Below are 16,172 nucleotides of genomic sequence, written 5' to 3' on the forward strand. Positions count from 1 at the left end.
CTCATGCCCAGAATGACCGCAGCCGACGCCGCCGTCGCAGTGCTGCGCCGCGAAGGCATCACAACTGCTTTCGGGTTGCCCGGCGCCGCCATCAACCCGTTCTACGCCGCGTTGCGCCGGGACGGAAACGTCGCGCACACGCTGGCCCGTCACGTCGAAGGCGCCTCGCACATGGCCGAGGGCTACACCCGGACCCAGCCGGGGAACATCGGCGTGTGCATCGGCACCTCGGGCCCGGCGGGCACCGACATGATCACCGGCCTGTACTCCGCCAGCGCGGACTCGATCCCGATCCTGTGCATCACCGGCCAGGCGCCGGTGGCCAAGCTGCACAAGGAAGACTTCCAGGCCGTCGACATCTCGGCCATCGCGGCCCCGGTCACCAAGTGGGCCGTGACGGTGATGGAGCCGGCGCAGGTGCCGGGTACGTTCCAGAAGGCGTTCTGGCTCATGCGCACCGGCCGGCCCGGCCCGGTGCTGATCGACCTGCCGATCGACGTGCAGCTGGCCGAGATCGACTTCGATATCGACTCCTACGAACCCCTGCCTGTCGCGAAACCGGCGGCGACGCGAGCGCAGGTCGACCGGGCCCTGGACCTCGTGGGCGCGGCGGAGCGGCCGGTGATCGTGGCCGGCGGCGGAATCATCAACGCCGACGCGGCGCAGCTGCTGGTCGAGTTCGCCGAGCTGACCGGCATTCCCGTGATCCCCACGCTCATGGGCTGGGGCACCATCCCCGACGACCATCCGCTGATGGCCGGCATGGCGGGAATCCAGACGAGCCACCGCGGCGCCAACGCCACCATGCTCGAAGCCGACTGCGTGCTGGGCATCGGCAACCGCTGGGCCAACCGGCACACGGGTGACCTCGACGTCTACCGCGGCGAGCGCACGTTCGTCCACGTCGACATCGAGCCGACGCAGATCGGCCGCGTGTTCGCGCCGCACTACGGGATCGTGTCCGACGCGAAGGCCGCGCTGGAGCAGTTCGTCGCGGTCGCCCGTGAGCGACGCGAGGCCGGGACCCTGCCGGATCGTTCGGCGTGGGCCGGGGATTGCGCGCGCCGCAAGTCCACGATGGAACGCAAGACGCACTTCGACGAGGTGCCGATCAAACCGCAGCGTGTCTACGAAGAGATGAACCAGGTGTTCGGGAAGGAGACCCGGTACGTCTCGGCCATCGGGCTTTCGCAGATTGCCGCGGCGCAGTTCCTGCACGTGTACCGGCCGAGGCACTGGATCAACTGTGGGCAGGCCGGACCGCTCGGGTGGACGGTCCCGGCGGCGCTGGGCGTGGCCACCGCCGACCCCGACGCCGAGGTCGTGGCAATCAGCGGGGACTACGACTTCCAGTTCATGCTCGAGGAGCTGGCCGTCGGCGCGCAGTTCAACCGCCCGTACGTCCACGTCCTGGTCAACAACTCCTACCTCGGCCTGATCCGGCAGGCGCAGCGGGCGTTCGACATGGACTACTGCGTGCAGCTGGGGTTCGAGAACGTCAACTCGCCCGAGACAGCCGGGTACGGCGTGGATCACGTCAAGGTGGCCGAAGGCCTGGGCTGCAAGGCCATTCGCGTGCGCCGGCCCGAGGATTTGAGGGCGGGCTTCGAGAAGGCGCGGCAGCTGGCAGCCGAGTACCGCGTGCCGGTGATCGTCGAGGTGATCCTGGAGCGGGTCACGAACATCTCGATGGGCGCGGATCTCGCGGGTGTGAACGAGTTCGAGCCGCTGGCCGAACGCCCGGAAGACGCGCCGACCGCGCTCACGCACTGACGCGTCCGAAGTGGAGGGTTCCGGTGCCGTAAGGAATCGGAAACTACTGCCGCGCCTTCGTCGGCGATTAGCCTGGTTTCCATCAGCCCGGCCAAGACGAAGGAAACATGCATGGTGAAACGCGTGGTGGCCGGCGGTCTCGCGGCCGTGGTCGCGGTCGGGCTCGCAGCTTGTTCGCCGGACGAGCCCGCCGCGCCCGCGGCCCCGGGGTCCCGCGCGGTGTACGTCACCAACTGGGCCTCCGACACCATCGCCGAGTTCGGGCTCGACGACGACGGTTCGCTGAAGGCACCGGCAATTTCACTGCCGGTGGGCAAAGGCGACACCCACCCGCAGGCGTCGATCCGCTCGCCCGACGGAAAATGGCTCTACGTCGGCAACTGGGGCACGCGCGACGTCACTCCTTTCCGGATCGAAGCCGACGGGCGCCTGACCGCGTTTCCCGCCGCGCACGGTCCGGCGCCGGAGCCCGTGACGCCGTCCGGCATCGCGCTGAGCCCGGACGGCAAGAACCTCTACACGGCCAACTTCAGCAACGGCGGTGACGGAACCGTTTCGCACTACCGCGTTTCGGCCGACGGACTGCCGCACGGCGTTGCGACGATCCCCGCTCACGGACGGGGCACGACGGCGCTGGCGGTCTCACCCGACGGCCGCACACTCGTCACGGCCAACAGCGCTTCGGGTGACGTCTCGACGTTCACCATCGCCGGCGACGGCAGCCTCACTTGGGTGACGACCATCGCCACGGGCAAGGGAGCGTTCTTCGCCGCCATCACCCCGGACAGCTCGCACGTGCTCGTCACCAATTCGCTGGCCGACAGCATCAGCTTCCTCAACCTGGGCGCGGACTCACGGCCTGCGTTGGTCAGTACCGTGCCCAACCCGGCCGACGAGCCCCGCGGCATCGTCCTGACCGCCAAGGGCGACCGCGCCTACATCGCGAATTTCGCGAACGGCACCGGCCCCGGCCACATCACGACGTTCAGGGTGACCGCCACCGGCCTCAGCCAGGCGGGCCCGGCAGTGCCGACCGGCGGCAACGGCGCCGAGGGCATCGCCTTGTCCCACGACGGCCGTACCCTCTACAACGCGAACTTCAACACCGACGGCGACGGCAGCGTCACGAGCTACGCGCTGGCCGCCGACGGCTCGGTGGGCGGCCCGCGACCGCCGGTGCTCACGGGTGGCCGTCAGCCCGACCTGACGAGTATCACCCTGCCGACGAGCTGACCGGGCCGGCCCCGGATGCCGCTTCCAGGGCCGGCACCGGTCACCTGCCTTCGAATCTGACGTAGTTCTGCGTCCGGGCGGTGACGCGCAAGTCGTTCGAGGTCAGCCAGCCGGTGTCCCGGTCGGCTTGTGGTGCCGTGGGGCCGACGCGCTGCGACGTTTGCGTGGCCGACAGGTAGCGGCCGTGGTTCTTGGAGTCCGGATTGGACACGTCGGCGGAATAGGCTGCCAGGTGCTCGGGATCGCGGCCGGCGAGGTAGACGCGGCCGGACACGGTGGTGGCCGGTCCGACGTTCGTGCCTGCGGACACGGGGGTCACGACCTCCGACGCAACCGGATCACGGGTGGTGGTGGCGGACGCGCTCGGCGCCGCACCCAGCGGCAGGGTCAGGGTGAGTGCCGCACTCAGCGGACTGATCGTGCGGCGAGCCCAAGCCGCACCACGCTGTCTTCGTAGCCACTCGATCGTGGCCACGACGGCACTTTCACCGCTGCGGTAAGGAAGTCGAAAGATCTCAGGTGAGCATGTGCATCCCGCCGAAGAACGCGACGGCGAGGACGCCCACGGCGAACCCGACGAACAGCGCCGCCCCGAGGCCGGGCCGCAGTCGCGTGCCCGCGTAGGCCAGGCCCAGCGTGAGGATGAGCCACGAGCCGATGAGGGCCACGCCGCTCATCATGGACTCGGCGAAGATGGCGGCGACTCGCGCGCCGGCCGCGACGAACAGGGCGAACCCCGCCGCCGCGGCCGGAATGATCCAGGACTTGCGGCTAAGGTGCGGCGTGGGGGTGGTTTCCGGTGACCTTTGCATGACAACGCTCCTTGGCTGGATGACCACTGTTCGTAGTGTGCCCCGCGTCACCGTGAAGATCCCTTACCGTCGGCTAACGCCGCGTCTGCCTAGTGCTCGCGCAGGTAGCGGATCATGCCGATCACGTCCTCGGGCACGAGCCGCCCGATCGCGCCGCTGGAGTAGACACTCACCAGAACCTTGCCCGCCGGGTCGAGCAGGAAGCCCGTGGACTGGACGTAGAGCGGGTCCTCATTCAAGAACGCTCCGGTCGCGTCGTGGAGCGTGCGGGCGTCGGCACTGTGGCCGACCGGGAAGGTGATCTTGTGCTTGGCCGTCAGGTCCTTTGTGGTCGCTTCATCGTCCACTGACAGCGCGACGACCTTGACGTCGAGCTCCGCCAACGTGTCGGCGGCACGCTGGAACGCCCGCAGCTGGGCGTTGCAGTACGGGCACCAGCTGCCGCGGTAGAACAGCACCACGGCGAAGTGCCCGGCCAGCTCGGCGGGCAGCGGGCGGACGGTGCCGTCAACAGTGGTCAGCGACAGGTCAGGGAAGGTGTCTCCGGGGTGGAGCAGGGGCATGACGAGACCCTTTCTGGTGGGGTTTCCGGCTTCGAGAACAGCCACGGCGCGGCTTTCGTCTCCCGCCGACGTTGGCGACAGGCGCTGCACATTGATTTGCGTCGCGCGGCCGCCGGTTCTTACCCGGTTCGGCCGAGATTTCCCGGGGGGTAATGTCGGCGGACGTGGATCCGGAGTCAGCCGAGTGGGTGCGCGCGCTGTCCGACGGCGCGCCGGCGCGCGATGCGGCGGTCGCGCGGCTGCACGGCAGCCTGTTGCGGATCGCGCGCGCCGAGTGCGGGCGCCGCGGGGCCGGCGGCGATGTCGATGATCTCGCCCAGCAGGCGGCGACTGACGCGGTCGTGGCGGTGCTCGCCAAGCTGGGGGAGTTCCGCGGGGAGAGCCGGTTCACCACGTGGGCGTACAAGTTCGTGGTGTTCGAGGTGTCCGCGACGCTCGGCCGCCACTTCCGGCGCCCGTCGCCGGAGGGCTGGGACGTCGAGGACTGGACCGCGTTCCCGGACCGGTTCGGGCTCGTGCCCGAGCAGCAGGCGGAATGGCAGGACCTGGTGCTCGGCCTGCGCAAAGCCGTGCACGAGGTGCTGAGCGAGCGGCAGCGGCGGGTGTTCGTGGCGCTGGTGCTCAACGCGGTTCCGCTCGACGCGCTCGTGGCCGAGCTCGCCACCAATCGCAACGCGATCTACAAAACCCTCTTCGACGCCCGGCGCAAGCTGCGCGCGCGGCTCGTCGCCGAGGGCTACCTGGACGAGCCGGGAGGGCGAGCGTGAGCGACCTGAGTGCGTTGGAGCGTTTCCTCGACACCGACCCGCGCGACGGCGGGTGCGCGGAGGCGATGGAGCTGCTGCACGTCTACGCCGAGCTGCTCCAGCGAGGCGAGGACGCGGCCAGGTTCCACCCGCGCATCGCCGCGCACCTGCGTTCGTGCGGTCCGTGCGAGGAAGACCTCGAGGGCTTGCTCCTGGCCATTGAGGACGGTGCCGGTTAGGGGTTCGTAATGATCGAGGTGGCCCTTGAGTGGGTAGCTTCGGGGACGTGATGTTCCGACGTTGTGCCCTTGCTGCCTGCGCGTTGCTCCTCGCCGCCTGCAGCGCTGCTCCGGCCGCTCCGGCCGCGCCGCCGTTCGTGTTTCCTCAGGCCTCGGCCGGCGTCGCGACGTGGACACCGTGGCCTTCGGCGTTGCATGACGCCCGGCATTCGGGCGCCTCGGCGGAGTCCGGACCGACGCACGGCACCATCCGCTGGCAACGCCGTCTCGAAGGCGCCACGACCCCGGGCCCGGTGGTCGGCGCGGACGGCACTGTCTACCTCGCGTCGAACGGTGGCGTTCTCCACGCCCTCGACCCGGCCGACGGGCACGACAAGTGGACCTATGACACGAAGAACCCCGTGGGCGGCGACCTGTCGATCTCACCCCTAGTCCTCCGTGACGGCACGATCCTCGTGCCCAGCGGTGAGGATCTGATCGCGTTGTCCCCGACCGGCCGGCCACTGTGGACGAAGACGTTTTCTTCCAGGGTGACGTCCCCGGTCTCCTTCGACGGGAGCCGGGTCTACGTCGGGACCGGCGACGGCGCGGTGTCCGCAGTGGACACCACGGCCGGCCACGTAATCTGGACCGTCGACACCGGAACGACTTCCTACGGCTCGGTGGTCACCGACGGCCACGGACGCGTCTACACCACGGCCGACTCGTCGTTGATCGCCCTCGACGACCAGGGCACCTCCGCCCGCGTCGCGTGGCGTGTGGACCCCCACGACGACATCACCGAGGTCTCCGCGGGCCTCGCCCCGGACGGCACCGTGCTGCTGGGCACCAACGGCCTCGCAGAATGGGCTTACCACCCGGACGGGAAACTCGCCTGGCAGGCGCCGCGGGTGATCACGTACTCCTCACCCGTGGTCACCGCCACCGGCCTGGCCTACGTCGCCGACCACAGTGGACAGGTCCACGTCTTCGACGTCCACACCGGACACGAGACCACCCACTACGGCCCCATCGGCGCCCAAATCTGGAGCTCGACCATTGTCGACCGCACCTACCACCTCTATTTCGGCGGCGAGAACGGCCACGCCTACGGCTACAACCCCGACGGCACTCGGCTGTTCGACATCGACCTCGGTGGCAAAGTGGACAGCTACCCGGCCCTCACGGGAGACGGCGCGCTGGTGATCGGCAGCCGCAACGGACTGGTCACCGCCATCGACTGAGTCAAAACGGCTCAGGCCGGATACCGGAGCTCGATCTCGGCCAGCTTGCGGTCCACGACCTGTTGCGCCGCCGTCCTGGGGGAGACCGCGTGGGTCTGCGACCGGGCGAGCAGGTCGGTGACGATGCGGTCCATCGCCTCGCGGACCTTGGCTTCGGCCTGCCGCGCGTCCGCGTCGAGGTCGCCGAACAGGGTCCACCACCACCAGGCGTTGGTGGCCGAGTTGGCCGCGAAATCGGGGATCACGGTGACGCCGCGGGCAGCGAGTGCGGTCTCGGCCCCAGTCGTGGTCGGCATGTTGGCCGCCTCGACGACGACGCTCGCGGTGACGCGGTGTTGGTTCGTCTCATCGAGGCAGTAGGAAACCGCTGCCGGGACAAGGACGTCGCACTCGACGTCGAGCCAGGAGCCCGGCGGGAGCTCGCGGTCGGCCGGGCGCAGTCGAGTGCGGTCCAGGCCGCCCAACGGATCGCGGGTGAGCAGGAGACGCTCGACGTCGAGACCCTCGGGATTCGCCACAACGCCGTCGGCGTCGGCGATACCCACGACGAGGACGCCGGCCCGCGCCAGATAGCGCGCGGTCGCCCCGCCCATCGAACCGAAGCCCTGTACGACCGCGCGCCTGGGCGCCGAAGACAGCCCGAGCCGGTCCATCGCCGTGAGCGCGGCCTGCGCGACGCCCAGCCCGCCGACGAGCTCGGGCAACGCGACTCCGTCGACGTCGATCGAAAACGCCTTCGCCAGCCGGGCGCGCGCCTCGTCGGCGTTGTCCAGCAAGGGATAGACAGCCTGCACGGAACTGTCCATGCCGAGCTCCGCCACGACCTCGTCGATCGTCTCCTGCCGGACGCCCAGGTCCTCCCCGGTGGCCCAGTGCCGTTCGACGATCGCGCGCACCGCCGCCAGGAACCGGGTGAGCACGCCGCGGGCCTCGGGGTCGTGCGGACTGCAGTCGAGGCCGCCCTTGGCGCCGCCGAGCGGGATGTAGCGAGTGCCGGGTTCGTAGTGCAGCGCTTCCTTGCGGGTCATGCCCGCCGCGAGGCCACCTATCTCGTCGAGCGTGCAACCTTCGCGCATGCGCAACCCGCCGCTCGCGACGCCGCGGACCAGGCGGTCGACGACCACGAACCCGCGCCGGCCTGTCTCGGCGTCGGTCCAGGTGATCGAGAGATGTGGCTCTCGCGCTGTCATGCGTGCCCCGTTCGTCTTCGCCCGCTACTGAATCACGATGCAGTAGCGGGCGAACGATTTGTCAACAGGCCGGCGAGTCGGCGAGACCCAGCTCGTGCACGACGTGCCGACGCGCCCACTCCTGCATCCGTTCCCGGTTCTGCACCCCGCCGTGCACCAGTGCCTGCACGGCAAGGCCGTCGAGGAACGCGGTGATCCGCCACGCCGCGCCACGCGGGTCGGGCGCGGTGAACTCGCCGGCGTGCACGCCGTCCTGGATGATCGTGACGAGGGCTTCCTTCCAGCGCAGGTCCAGCTCGCGGCCGACCTGCCGGAGCTCGGGTTCGCGCAGTGCTGCCGACCAGCCCTCGATCCACAGGCGCCAGCCCTTCGCCTGCCCGGTCGGCGCGTACCAGTCCAGCGCGGTGTGCAGGCGTTCGGACGCGGTGACCACGCCTTCGGTGAGTTGCGCCAGCGTTTCGAGATCGCGTTGCGCGGCCCAGGTGAAGGCCTCCGCGATCAGCGCTTCCTTGTTCTTGAAGTGGTAGAGCACGAGCGATGTGCTCACCGACAGGTCGGCCGCGACGTCGGCCATCCGCACGGCGTGGATCCCGGCCTGCTCGATGTGGCGAACGGTGGCGCGCAAGATCTCGTCCCGGCGCACGGTGGTGTCTTTCCGGCTACGGCTCACGGGGGCGAGCTTATCCTGAACGACGAATCAGTAGTGACTCACAGGACACCCGCGCGGAGCGCGAAGGCCACCGCCTGCGTGCGGTTGCGGAGGTTGAACCGGCCGATGATCGAGGCCAGATCCTTTTTCACCGTGCTCTCCGAGTAGACCAGGGTTTTGGCGATCTCGCGCGTCTCGACGCCTTCGGCGAGCATGCGGAGGATCTCGACCTCGCGGGTGGACAGTCCGGGGCCGGTGTAACCCAGGGGTTCCAGGACGTTGCGTTGCAGGCCGCGGATTTGGGCGACGAGGTTGCCGAGCAGACGGGGCGACAGGACGGCGGAGCCGTTGGCGCTCGAGAGGACCGCGTCGGAGAGGTCGGCGCCGGTCGCGGTGGTGCGGTCGAGGACGGCGACGACGCCGTGGCTGACGAGGGAGAGCAGGGAGTGCTCCCGCACGTCGGCGGTGAGCAGGACGATGGGGGCGGCGAGGACGGCCGCGGCATGGACGCGGCGCATCGTGGCCGTGGAGAAGCGGTCGTCGACGACGACGGTGACGTCGGGGGGCGGCTCGTCGCCCGACGTGCGCGGAGCTTCGACGCCCAGGAGCTTGCGGATGGCTTCGGTCGTCAGCGGGTCGGGGCCGAAGACCGTGACCGCGACTTCGGTGAGCGACCGGCGCGGCCTGGCCGCGACGGGTGAACCGGACGTCACGACGAATCCCTCCTCCGGTGCCGTTCTCCCACTGAAGATACTGAGCGATTTCGCCGGAAACCGGTTTCGCAAGAGTTCGGTCACATGAGAAATCCGGTGGTCGAACCAAGACGAGGCGAATGGTTCCTCAGCGCTGGAGGGCGTGCGCCGCGAGAACGTGGGCGACGGCTTCGGTGACCTGGCGCGCGAAGGGGATGTTGAGCCACTCGTCGGGCACGTGCATGTTCGACTCGGCGCCGACCGCGCCCGTGACGAGGAAAGCCGCGTCCGGGTAGGCCTGGCCGAGCATCTGCATGAACGGGATCCCGCCGCCCAGACCCATGAACTGGTGTGGGGCTTCGAAAACCCCGGATTCGAGGGCGGCCGACAACCACGCCGGCGGCTCGGGCGCGCACCAGCCGTCCTGGGCCATCACGTCGGTGAGGGTCGCCGAAGCCCCGAACGGCACGTCGGTGGTGGTCACCCGTTCCAGCGCGGCCGCCGCGTCGGCCGCGTTGACGGTGGGCGGCAGGCGGAAGCTGAGCCGCAGTGACGTCGAGGCTCGCAGGACCGCGCCGGCTTCGGCCACGTCCGGCAGGCCGGCCGCGCCGGTGACCGACAACGTCGGGCGCCAGGTGTTGTTGAGGATGCGCTCGGCCTCGTCGTCGTCGGCGGGCCGGCCGCCTACGACGAGGGACAGCGGGCGCAGTGTCGACAGTGGACGCAGCTCGGCCAGCCGCTGCGCGTCCGCCACGCGTTCGGGCGGGATCGGCGCGTTCAGTTCCGGCAGCAGGATCCGGCCGGTGGCGGGATCTTCGAGCCGGTCGAGCAACAGCCGCAGGATGCGGAACGAGCTGGCGACGACACCGCTGGCGATCCCGGAGTGCACGGCTTCTTGAAGCACGGCGACGGTGAGCGTGGCCTGGAGGATCCCGCGTAGGCTCCGCGTGAACCACAGCCGTTCGAAGTCACCGCCGCCGGAGTCCAAACAGGTCACGAGACTGACGCGGCCGAGCCAGTCCGCCAGGTGGTCGAGGTAGTCCGGCAGGCCGGGGCTGCCCGACTCCTCGCCCGCCTCCAGCACGAGAACCACGCGGCAGTGCTCGCCGCCGGCGGCCCGGACCGCGGTGACGGCGGTGAGGGCCGCGTAGGCTGCTAACCGTCGTCTACCGCGCCGCGCCCGTAGAGCCGGTCACCGCGCACCACCGGTTGCCACGGGCCGAGTCCTTCGGACCAGCCGTCGAACGGTGGCTGCTTGTCGAGGTGCCCGTAGAGCAGGGCCGTGCCCTCGCCCGACGCTCCCGGCGTGGCGGGAATTTCCGCCAACAGCAGTGGTGGCACGCCGTCGAGCTCCACGACGTCGACAGTGCTGCCCGCCGGCGCGTTCGCCTCGATCCAGCCGCGGACGTGCTCGACCGCGCGGCGCAGGTGGCCGCGTTCGCGCCATTGCGCGTCGTACGCGGGGGAGACCGCGGGGATCGCCACGAACTCCGCGAGGCTCGGCAGAACCCGCTCCGCCCAAGCGGCCTCGACGTGGGCTCGCACCTGTTCGATTTCCACCAGTCCGCCTCACTTCTTGGTGACTACCCGATCATCGAATCACAAGACGCCGGCGCGCAGGGCGAACGCGACGGCCTGGACGCGGTTGCGGAGCTTGTAGCGGGTGGTGAGGCTGTGCAGGACGTGCTTGATCGTGCTCTCCGAATACGTCAGCTTGCGGGCGATCTCGGCGGTTTCCGCTCCGTCGGCCAGGAGCCGCAGCACCTCGACCTCACGCTCGGTGAGGCCGGCGCTGTTCACGCCCAGGGGCCCGAGCGTTTCGCGTTGCATCCGCCGCACCAGGCCGATGAGAGTCCCGAGCAGGTCCTGCGGCATCACGCTGTGCTGGTGCGCGGCGGCCGACACCGCGGCCGCGAGCTCGGCGCCGTCGGCCGATTTGCTGTCCACGATGGCCACGACGCCGTGCTCGATCAACGTGAGCAGCGCGGCTTCCTCGACGCCGGCGGTGAGCAGCACGACCGGGACACCCGAGGACTGCAGGGCCCGCAGCTGCGCCACGGTCGCCGCGTTTACATGCGGTGTCGAGAAGACGAGGACGTCGGGACGCGAGCCCGGGCGCGTCCGCACGAGGCCGGTGTGGCTTTCGAGGACCAGCCGCAGGCCCGTGGCGCTGAGGGTGTCCGTGGCCTCCACGCGGACCGAAACCTGCTGGGCGACCCGCGGCCGGAGCGCGACGGGGTGGGATCCCGGGACGGGGGGCCAGGGCCGGACCGCAACGTGTTCCATGGTGCTCTTTCCTTGCCTGTCTCGTCATCCGGAGTCGGTGCGGGGACGCGGGCGTGCTCCTGGTGCTCCTCCAGCATGCCTCGGGCGCGTGGGCGCGGCATTGACGAAAGCTTTATCGCACACGGCGATCGCTCGCGCACGGTCGGTGTCATTCGTTCTTCGGTGGCCGAGCCTCGAAAAGAATCATGCGACGAATACCGTCGCGGTGGCCGGGGACGATCTACGCTCGTCCGGCGGACAGCAGTGAACCGCAACTCGTCCGCCGGCGAAAGGTGTGGCACCGAGATGGCCGAAGTGGACCCCGAGGTCGAATACACCGTCACCCACCAGTGGGTGCGGCGGCTGCCGGACGAATCCGCACGCATCGGCGTCAGCGACTTCGCGCAGGAGGAGCTGGGCGACATCATCTCCGTGTCCCTGCCGTCGGTGGGCGCCGAGGTCGTGGCGGGCGAGCCGTTCGGCGAGGTCGAGTCGACGAAGAGCGTGGCCGAGGTCTACGCGCCGGTGTCCGGTGTGGTCACCGCGGTCAACGGCCTGCTCGCCGACAGCCCGGAGGTCGTCAACGACGATCCGTACGGCGACGGCTGGCTCGTCACCGTCGACGTGCAGGCCGGGGAGTCGAAGCTGTTGGGCGCGCAGGACTACCGGACCTTGACCGAGCGCTGAACCAGCCGGGCGAGGCAGGCGTAGGTCGCTTCGACCAGCGCCATCTTGCGGGGGTCATCGCGCGGGTGGGAGCCCATCCGGTTCATCACGTATCCGAAGCCGACGCCGCTCTCCGGGTCGGCGAACCCCGTCGAGCCGCCGAACCCGTCGTGGCCGAAGCCGCGGGGGTTGGGGCCGAAGCTGAACTGGTCGCTGCCGAGGGTGAAGCCGAGGCCGAACTCGTTGTCCAGCCCCATGACCAGGTCGCGGCAGCGGCCCTGGCCGGTGCGGCCGAGCTCGATGGTCTCGTGCCGCAGCAGCCGTTCCGAACCGTCGGCGAGGGCGCCGTAGATCGTGGCGAGGCCGTGGGCGGTGCCGTGCCCGTTCGCCGCCGGCACCTCGGCGACGCGCCAGCGGGTGAGGTTCGCCGTGCGGCCAAGGGGAAGCGGGTTGGCGAGCGCCGCCAGCGTCGCGCGGTCCGGCGCGACCGTCCGGTTCGGACCGGCGCCCGGCTCGACCATCGTGGAGCAGCGCGTGAGATCGTCGCGGCTCACTCCGATGTGGACGTCCACATTGAGTGGTAACGCCACGTTGGCGCGGAAGAACTCGCCGACGGTCTGCCCGGTGATCCGGCGGATCACCTCGCCCACGAGGAAACCGTAGGACAGCGCGTGATATCCGCTGGCCGAACCGGGCTCGAACAACGGTTCCTGCGCGGACAGGAGCAGGGTCATCTTCGTCCAGTCGAGCAGGTCGTCGATCTGGAGCGGGTGCTCGGGCGCGACCCCGGTGACCCCGGAGCGGTGCGAAAGCAGCCACCGGACGGGGATGCCGGCCTTGCCCGCGGCGGCGAACTCGGGCCAGTAGCGGGCGACCGGCGCGTCGAGGTCGAGGTCGCCGCTTTCCACGAGCTGCAAGGCGCACAGCGCGACCAGGCCCTTGGTGCTCGACCACAAGTTGGTCAGCGTCGGGCGCAGCCACGGAGCCCGGCGCTCCTCGTCCGCCCAGCCACCCCACAGGTCCACGACGGTCCGGCCGCGCACCACGACGGTGACGGCCGCGCCCAGCTCGTTCCGCTCGGCGAAGTTCTGCCGGAAAACCTGGGCCACCGGCTCGAAGCCTTCGGCGGTCTCACCGTGGACGGGTGCGGGGGACGAGAGCGGCATCGGGCTTTCCTTAGGTCGAGGCGAGATCGCCGGATGCGCTGGTGGCGGCCCGGCGAAGCCGATTCTCCCCGGCCGTGCGGCGGGAAAACACGGAGTTGGCCGGAAGGCGGGAAACGTCGCCCGCGCGATCACGGGATCTTCCGCAGGAGTTCGTCGAGTGCGCGCCGGGCCTGCTGCCCGTCGTGCTCGCGGTGTTGCTGGTGGTAGAGCTCCACCGCTTGGCGCAGGCTCTTCACCGCGAGGTCGTGGCGGCCCAGCTGCTCGTAGGCCGCGCCGAGCGTGAGCAGGGTGTCCGGAATGGAGAACATCTCGTCCCCGAACAGCGCCAGCGCCTCCTCGAGGAAGGCAATGGCCCCGCCGAGGTTCCCGAGACCGAGGTGGATGGTCCCGAGAGTGTCCAAAAGGGCCGGACGGATGTTGTTCATGTGGGCCTCGTCGGCCAGCGCGAGAGTCTTTTCCGAGATTTCCAGCGCTCTCTCGTACTGGCGCTCCAGCTGCAAGGCCCAGGCCAGGTGGTTGCCGACCCATGCCCGGATCGCCGGCGGCAGCTCGGCGGCAAGGCGCCACGCGTCCGTGCTCAGCTCGACGGCCTCGGCGGTCCGCTGCGCCCGCACGGAGATCTCGGACCACGCGTTGAGGCTGAGCACGCGCTGCGACACGTCCTTGAGTTCCTCGGCGATCCTCAGCGCCACCTCGACGTGCTGGACGGCTTCCTCGTGCCGGCCGGTGCGGGTGAGGGCCTGCGCGATCACGCGGTGGGCCAGGCATTCGGAGCTGCGTTCCTCGAGGATCTGGGCGGCGGCCAGCCCGTCGCGCCAGACGCCGATGGCGTGGTGAGCGTCGCCCTGGGTGGCGTAGAGCGAACTGCTTCCCCACGCCAGCTGCCACACGATTCTGTGCCACTCGCGCTCTTTCGCCACCGACCGGACGGCGCCGATGTTCTCGGCCTCCGTGTTCACCCACCGCTTGGCTTCGGTGCTGTCGCGCAGCGGCACGGGCGTGCACCCTGCGGGCAGCGGCACGGGGGTGATGGGCGGACGTCCGGCGTCGGCGAGGGTGACCGCGTGAATCAAGGTGTGGAGGTAAAAGCACGTGAGACGATGGAGCGCGGACGTGATTTGTTCGTTGTCACGCGAAAGCTGTCCGAGTTCTCGCGCGTACGCACGCACCAGGTCGTGGAGGCGGAAGCGGCCCGGATCGTGTTGCTGAACCAACGAAGCGCGTTCGAGAACTCGCAGCGCGGTCCGCGTCGCCGCATAGGTCTTGCCCGCGAGTGACGCGGCGGCGTCGAGCGAGATGTCCGGGCCGGGGACGAGACCGAGGAGCGTGAACAGTTCCGCGGGCTCGCCCGCCAGCGCCGCCAGCGACGTCCGCAGCACGGCCCGGATGCTGAGGTCGGTGCCGATCTCCAGCGCGTTGAGGGTGGAGCCGGAGTCGACGAGCTCGTCGGCCAGCGCGGTGAGTGCGAACTCGGGGTGCTCCTGAGCCCGGCCGACGACGATGCTGAGCGCGAGCGGCAGGCCTCCGCACGCGTCGGCGAGCCGAGTGACGGCGGCGGGTTCCGCCGCTGTTCGCGACGGGCCCAGCCGCGAGACGAGCAGCTGCCGGGCCGCGGCGCCGTCGAGGACGTCGAGGGAGATGAGGTCCGCGTGGTGGCTCGAGACCAAAGTGGTCAGCCGGTTGCGGCTCGTGACCACGACCGGGCACTGCGGACTGCCCGGCAGCAGCGGCGTGACCTGGTCGGCGTCGAGCGCGTTGTCGATGACCACCAACAGGCGTTTGTCAGCCACCAGGCTGCGGTAAAGACCGCTCATCGCGGCGAGGTCCTGCGGGACGGCCGCCGGCTTCACCCCGAGCGCGGAGAGGAACGCGCGCACCGCGGTCTCCGGTGGCACCCGGTCCCCGGACGGCGCGAACCCACGCAGATCCACGAACAGCTGCCCGTCGGGGTACCGGCCGGCGTGGTCGTGCGCCCAGCGCAGCGCGAGACAGGTCTTGCCGACCCCGCCGGGGCCGACTATCACCGACACCGGAGCGTCCGCCAGCGCTTCGAGCTCCCGGTCCCGCCCGGTGAACGCGCGGGGCGGCGCGGGCAGCTGCCGCGGAACCGGCGGTGGCAGGCCGGGATCGTCGTCGGCGGAGCCGGGACGCGAGGGGCGATCGTCCACAGTGGCCTCGTCACGCAGGATCGAATGGTACACGGACCTCAGCGCGGGCCCGGGATCGACCCCGAGCTCCTCGGCTAGCAGCGTCTTCACCTTCTGGAAGTGCCGCAGCGCGTCGGCCTGGCGGCCGGTGCGGTGCAACGCGATCATGAGCTGGCCGGCGAGCCGTTCGTCGTACGGGTGGTGCTCGGCCCGGCTGGTGAGCGTCGGCAGCACCTGCGCGTGGCGGCCGAGTTCGAGCTGCAGGTCCGTTCTGGCCAGCAGTACTTCCTCGCGTTCGGCCCGCAACGCCGTGCGGAACTCCCGCAGCCACGGGCTGTCCAGCCCCGCGAACGGTTCGCCCCGCCACAGGTCCAGCGCTTCGTCGTATAACCCGACCTTCTCCTCGGCGTCCTCCGTGCGGCGGGCGAGGCAGACCAGCCGCCGGAACCGGTGCACGTCGATGTGGTCGGGCTCGACGTCGAGAACATAACCGTGGCCCCGGCGCACGATCTGGTGCTCACCCGCCAGCGCCGTGCGCAGCCGGGTGAAGTAGCTGTGCACCATGCCCCGCGCGCTGCCCGGTGCTTCGTCGCCCCACACGCGGACCACGAGGTCGTCGAGCGAGACCGGCTGTCCGGCTTCGAGCAGCAGCGACACCAGGATGCCGCGCGGCCCCGCCGGACCGATCGGCTGGGGCTCCTCGCCCCGGACCACCTCGACGTTGCCCAGGAGCCGGAAGCCGAGAGACATCTGAGACCACCTCTGACCCGCTCCGCGCGAACATTCGCCACATCTTAAGCACGGCCGC

Annotated in this window: 15 protein-coding genes and 1 pseudogene; 6 read left to right on the forward strand and 10 right to left on the reverse strand. The window is 70.1% G+C overall.

Going from position 1 to position 16,172, the window contains the following annotated elements; translation table 11 throughout:
* The first annotated feature begins 3 nt into the window (after positions 1-3).
* A complete protein-coding gene (gene gcl, locus AB0383_RS27920; RefSeq protein WP_364187554.1) occupies positions 4-1,773 on the forward strand; it encodes a glyoxylate carboligase in 1,770 nt (589 codons plus the stop codon).
* A gap of 111 nt (positions 1,774-1,884) precedes the next feature.
* Positions 1,885-3,006, forward strand: coding sequence for a beta-propeller fold lactonase family protein (locus AB0383_RS27925; protein ID WP_364187557.1), 1,122 nt, complete (start codon positions 1,885-1,887; stop codon positions 3,004-3,006).
* A gap of 40 nt (positions 3,007-3,046) precedes the next feature.
* Here the strand turns inward: AB0383_RS27925 and AB0383_RS27930 are convergent, their stop codons facing one another.
* From AB0383_RS27930 to AB0383_RS27940, 3 genes are all read right to left on the reverse strand, one after another.
* Entirely contained in the window at positions 3,047-3,481 is a 435-nt protein-coding gene (locus tag AB0383_RS27930) for a protease pro-enzyme activation domain-containing protein (RefSeq protein ID WP_364187560.1), read from the reverse strand.
* 40 nt (positions 3,482-3,521) lie between these two features.
* The gene (locus tag AB0383_RS27935; protein ID WP_364187563.1) at positions 3,522-3,818 is read right to left on the reverse strand and encodes a hypothetical protein; all 297 of its coding nucleotides are present in this window, start codon (positions 3,816-3,818) and stop codon (positions 3,522-3,524) included.
* A gap of 89 nt (positions 3,819-3,907) precedes the next feature.
* A complete protein-coding gene (locus tag AB0383_RS27940) occupies positions 3,908-4,381 on the reverse strand; it encodes a peroxiredoxin family protein (RefSeq protein WP_364187566.1) in 474 nt (157 codons plus the stop codon).
* 164 nt (positions 4,382-4,545) lie between these two features.
* Between AB0383_RS27940 and AB0383_RS27945 the strand changes: the two genes are divergently transcribed.
* The 3 genes from AB0383_RS27945 to AB0383_RS27955 are packed head-to-tail and all read left to right on the forward strand — an operon-like array spanning position 4,546 to position 6,589.
* Positions 4,546-5,148, forward strand: coding sequence for a sigma-70 family RNA polymerase sigma factor (locus tag AB0383_RS27945; protein WP_364187569.1), 603 nt, complete (start codon positions 4,546-4,548; stop codon positions 5,146-5,148).
* Entirely contained in the window at positions 5,145-5,366 is a 222-nt protein-coding gene (locus AB0383_RS27950) for a hypothetical protein (RefSeq protein ID WP_364187572.1), read from the forward strand. Before AB0383_RS27945 ends, AB0383_RS27950 begins: the two co-directional genes overlap by 4 nt.
* Positions 5,367-5,395: 29 nt before the next feature.
* Positions 5,396-6,589: a PQQ-binding-like beta-propeller repeat protein gene (locus tag AB0383_RS27955; RefSeq protein WP_366188945.1), complete on the forward strand. Its 1,194-nt coding sequence runs from the start codon at positions 5,396-5,398 to the stop codon at positions 6,587-6,589.
* An 11-nt stretch (positions 6,590-6,600) separates the two neighbouring features.
* Here the strand turns inward: AB0383_RS27955 and AB0383_RS27960 are convergent, their stop codons facing one another.
* From AB0383_RS27960 to AB0383_RS27980, 5 genes and pseudogenes are all read right to left on the reverse strand, one after another.
* Positions 6,601-7,779 carry a Glu/Leu/Phe/Val dehydrogenase dimerization domain-containing protein gene (locus tag AB0383_RS27960; protein ID WP_366188946.1) on the reverse strand — a complete coding sequence of 393 codons (1,179 nt, stop codon included), beginning with the start codon at positions 7,777-7,779 and terminating at the stop codon, positions 6,601-6,603.
* A 61-nt stretch (positions 7,780-7,840) separates the two neighbouring features.
* The gene (locus tag AB0383_RS27965; protein ID WP_364187581.1) at positions 7,841-8,449 is read right to left on the reverse strand and encodes a TetR/AcrR family transcriptional regulator; all 609 of its coding nucleotides are present in this window, start codon (positions 8,447-8,449) and stop codon (positions 7,841-7,843) included.
* Between the two features lie 38 nt (positions 8,450-8,487).
* Positions 8,488-9,141, reverse strand: a complete 654-nt coding sequence (locus tag AB0383_RS27970) for a response regulator transcription factor (RefSeq protein WP_364187583.1) — start codon at positions 9,139-9,141, stop codon at positions 8,488-8,490.
* Between the two features lie 127 nt (positions 9,142-9,268).
* A pseudogene (locus AB0383_RS27975) lies at positions 9,269-10,680 on the reverse strand (M20/M25/M40 family metallo-hydrolase).
* 39 nt (positions 10,681-10,719) lie between these two features.
* On the reverse strand, positions 10,720-11,406 hold the full coding sequence (locus AB0383_RS27980) for a LuxR C-terminal-related transcriptional regulator (RefSeq protein WP_366188947.1): 687 nt from the start codon (positions 11,404-11,406) through the stop codon (positions 10,720-10,722).
* A gap of 285 nt (positions 11,407-11,691) precedes the next feature.
* On the opposite strand from AB0383_RS27980, the gene gcvH reads away from it, so the two are divergent.
* Positions 11,692-12,072, forward strand: a complete 381-nt coding sequence (gene gcvH, locus AB0383_RS27985; protein WP_366188948.1) for a glycine cleavage system protein GcvH — start codon at positions 11,692-11,694, stop codon at positions 12,070-12,072.
* On the opposite strand, the gene AB0383_RS27990 is transcribed toward gcvH, so the two are convergent.
* Both AB0383_RS27990 and AB0383_RS27995 read right to left on the reverse strand, forming a co-directional pair.
* Positions 12,048-13,217: a serine hydrolase domain-containing protein gene (locus tag AB0383_RS27990; protein WP_366188949.1), complete on the reverse strand. Its 1,170-nt coding sequence runs from the start codon at positions 13,215-13,217 to the stop codon at positions 12,048-12,050. The two genes, gcvH and AB0383_RS27990, sit on opposite strands and share 25 nt — an antisense overlap.
* A 128-nt stretch (positions 13,218-13,345) precedes the next feature.
* On the reverse strand, positions 13,346-16,114 hold the full coding sequence (locus AB0383_RS27995; RefSeq protein WP_366188950.1) for a BTAD domain-containing putative transcriptional regulator: 2,769 nt from the start codon (positions 16,112-16,114) through the stop codon (positions 13,346-13,348).
* Between the last annotated feature and the right edge of the window lie 58 nt (positions 16,115-16,172).

The sequence above is a fragment of the Amycolatopsis sp. NPDC051373 genome (assembly GCF_040689465.1).
Lineage (GTDB): Bacteria > Actinomycetota > Actinomycetes > Mycobacteriales > Pseudonocardiaceae > Amycolatopsis.

Coding starts and splice junctions, on each gene's coding strand:
- AB0383_RS27935 (WP_364187563.1), bottom strand. CDS start 3,818: ATGCAAAGGTCACCGGAAACCACCCCCACGCCGCACCTTAGCCGCAAG.
- AB0383_RS27960 (WP_366188946.1), bottom strand. CDS start 7,779: ATGACAGCGCGAGAGCCACATCTCTCGATCACCTGGACCGACGCCGAG.
- gcl (WP_364187554.1), top strand. CDS start 4: ATGCCCAGAATGACCGCAGCCGACGCCGCCGTCGCAGTGCTGCGCCGC.
- gcvH (WP_366188948.1), top strand. CDS start 11,692: ATGGCCGAAGTGGACCCCGAGGTCGAATACACCGTCACCCACCAGTGG.
- AB0383_RS27980 (WP_366188947.1), bottom strand. CDS start 11,406: ATGGAACACGTTGCGGTCCGGCCCTGGCCCCCCGTCCCGGGATCCCAC.
- AB0383_RS27995 (WP_366188950.1), bottom strand. CDS start 16,114: ATGTCTCTCGGCTTCCGGCTCCTGGGCAACGTCGAGGTGGTCCGGGGC.
- AB0383_RS27990 (WP_366188949.1), bottom strand. CDS start 13,217: ATGCCGCTCTCGTCCCCCGCACCCGTCCACGGTGAGACCGCCGAAGGC.
- AB0383_RS27925 (WP_364187557.1), top strand. CDS start 1,885: ATGGTGAAACGCGTGGTGGCCGGCGGTCTCGCGGCCGTGGTCGCGGTC.
- AB0383_RS27940 (WP_364187566.1), bottom strand. CDS start 4,381: ATGCCCCTGCTCCACCCCGGAGACACCTTCCCTGACCTGTCGCTGACC.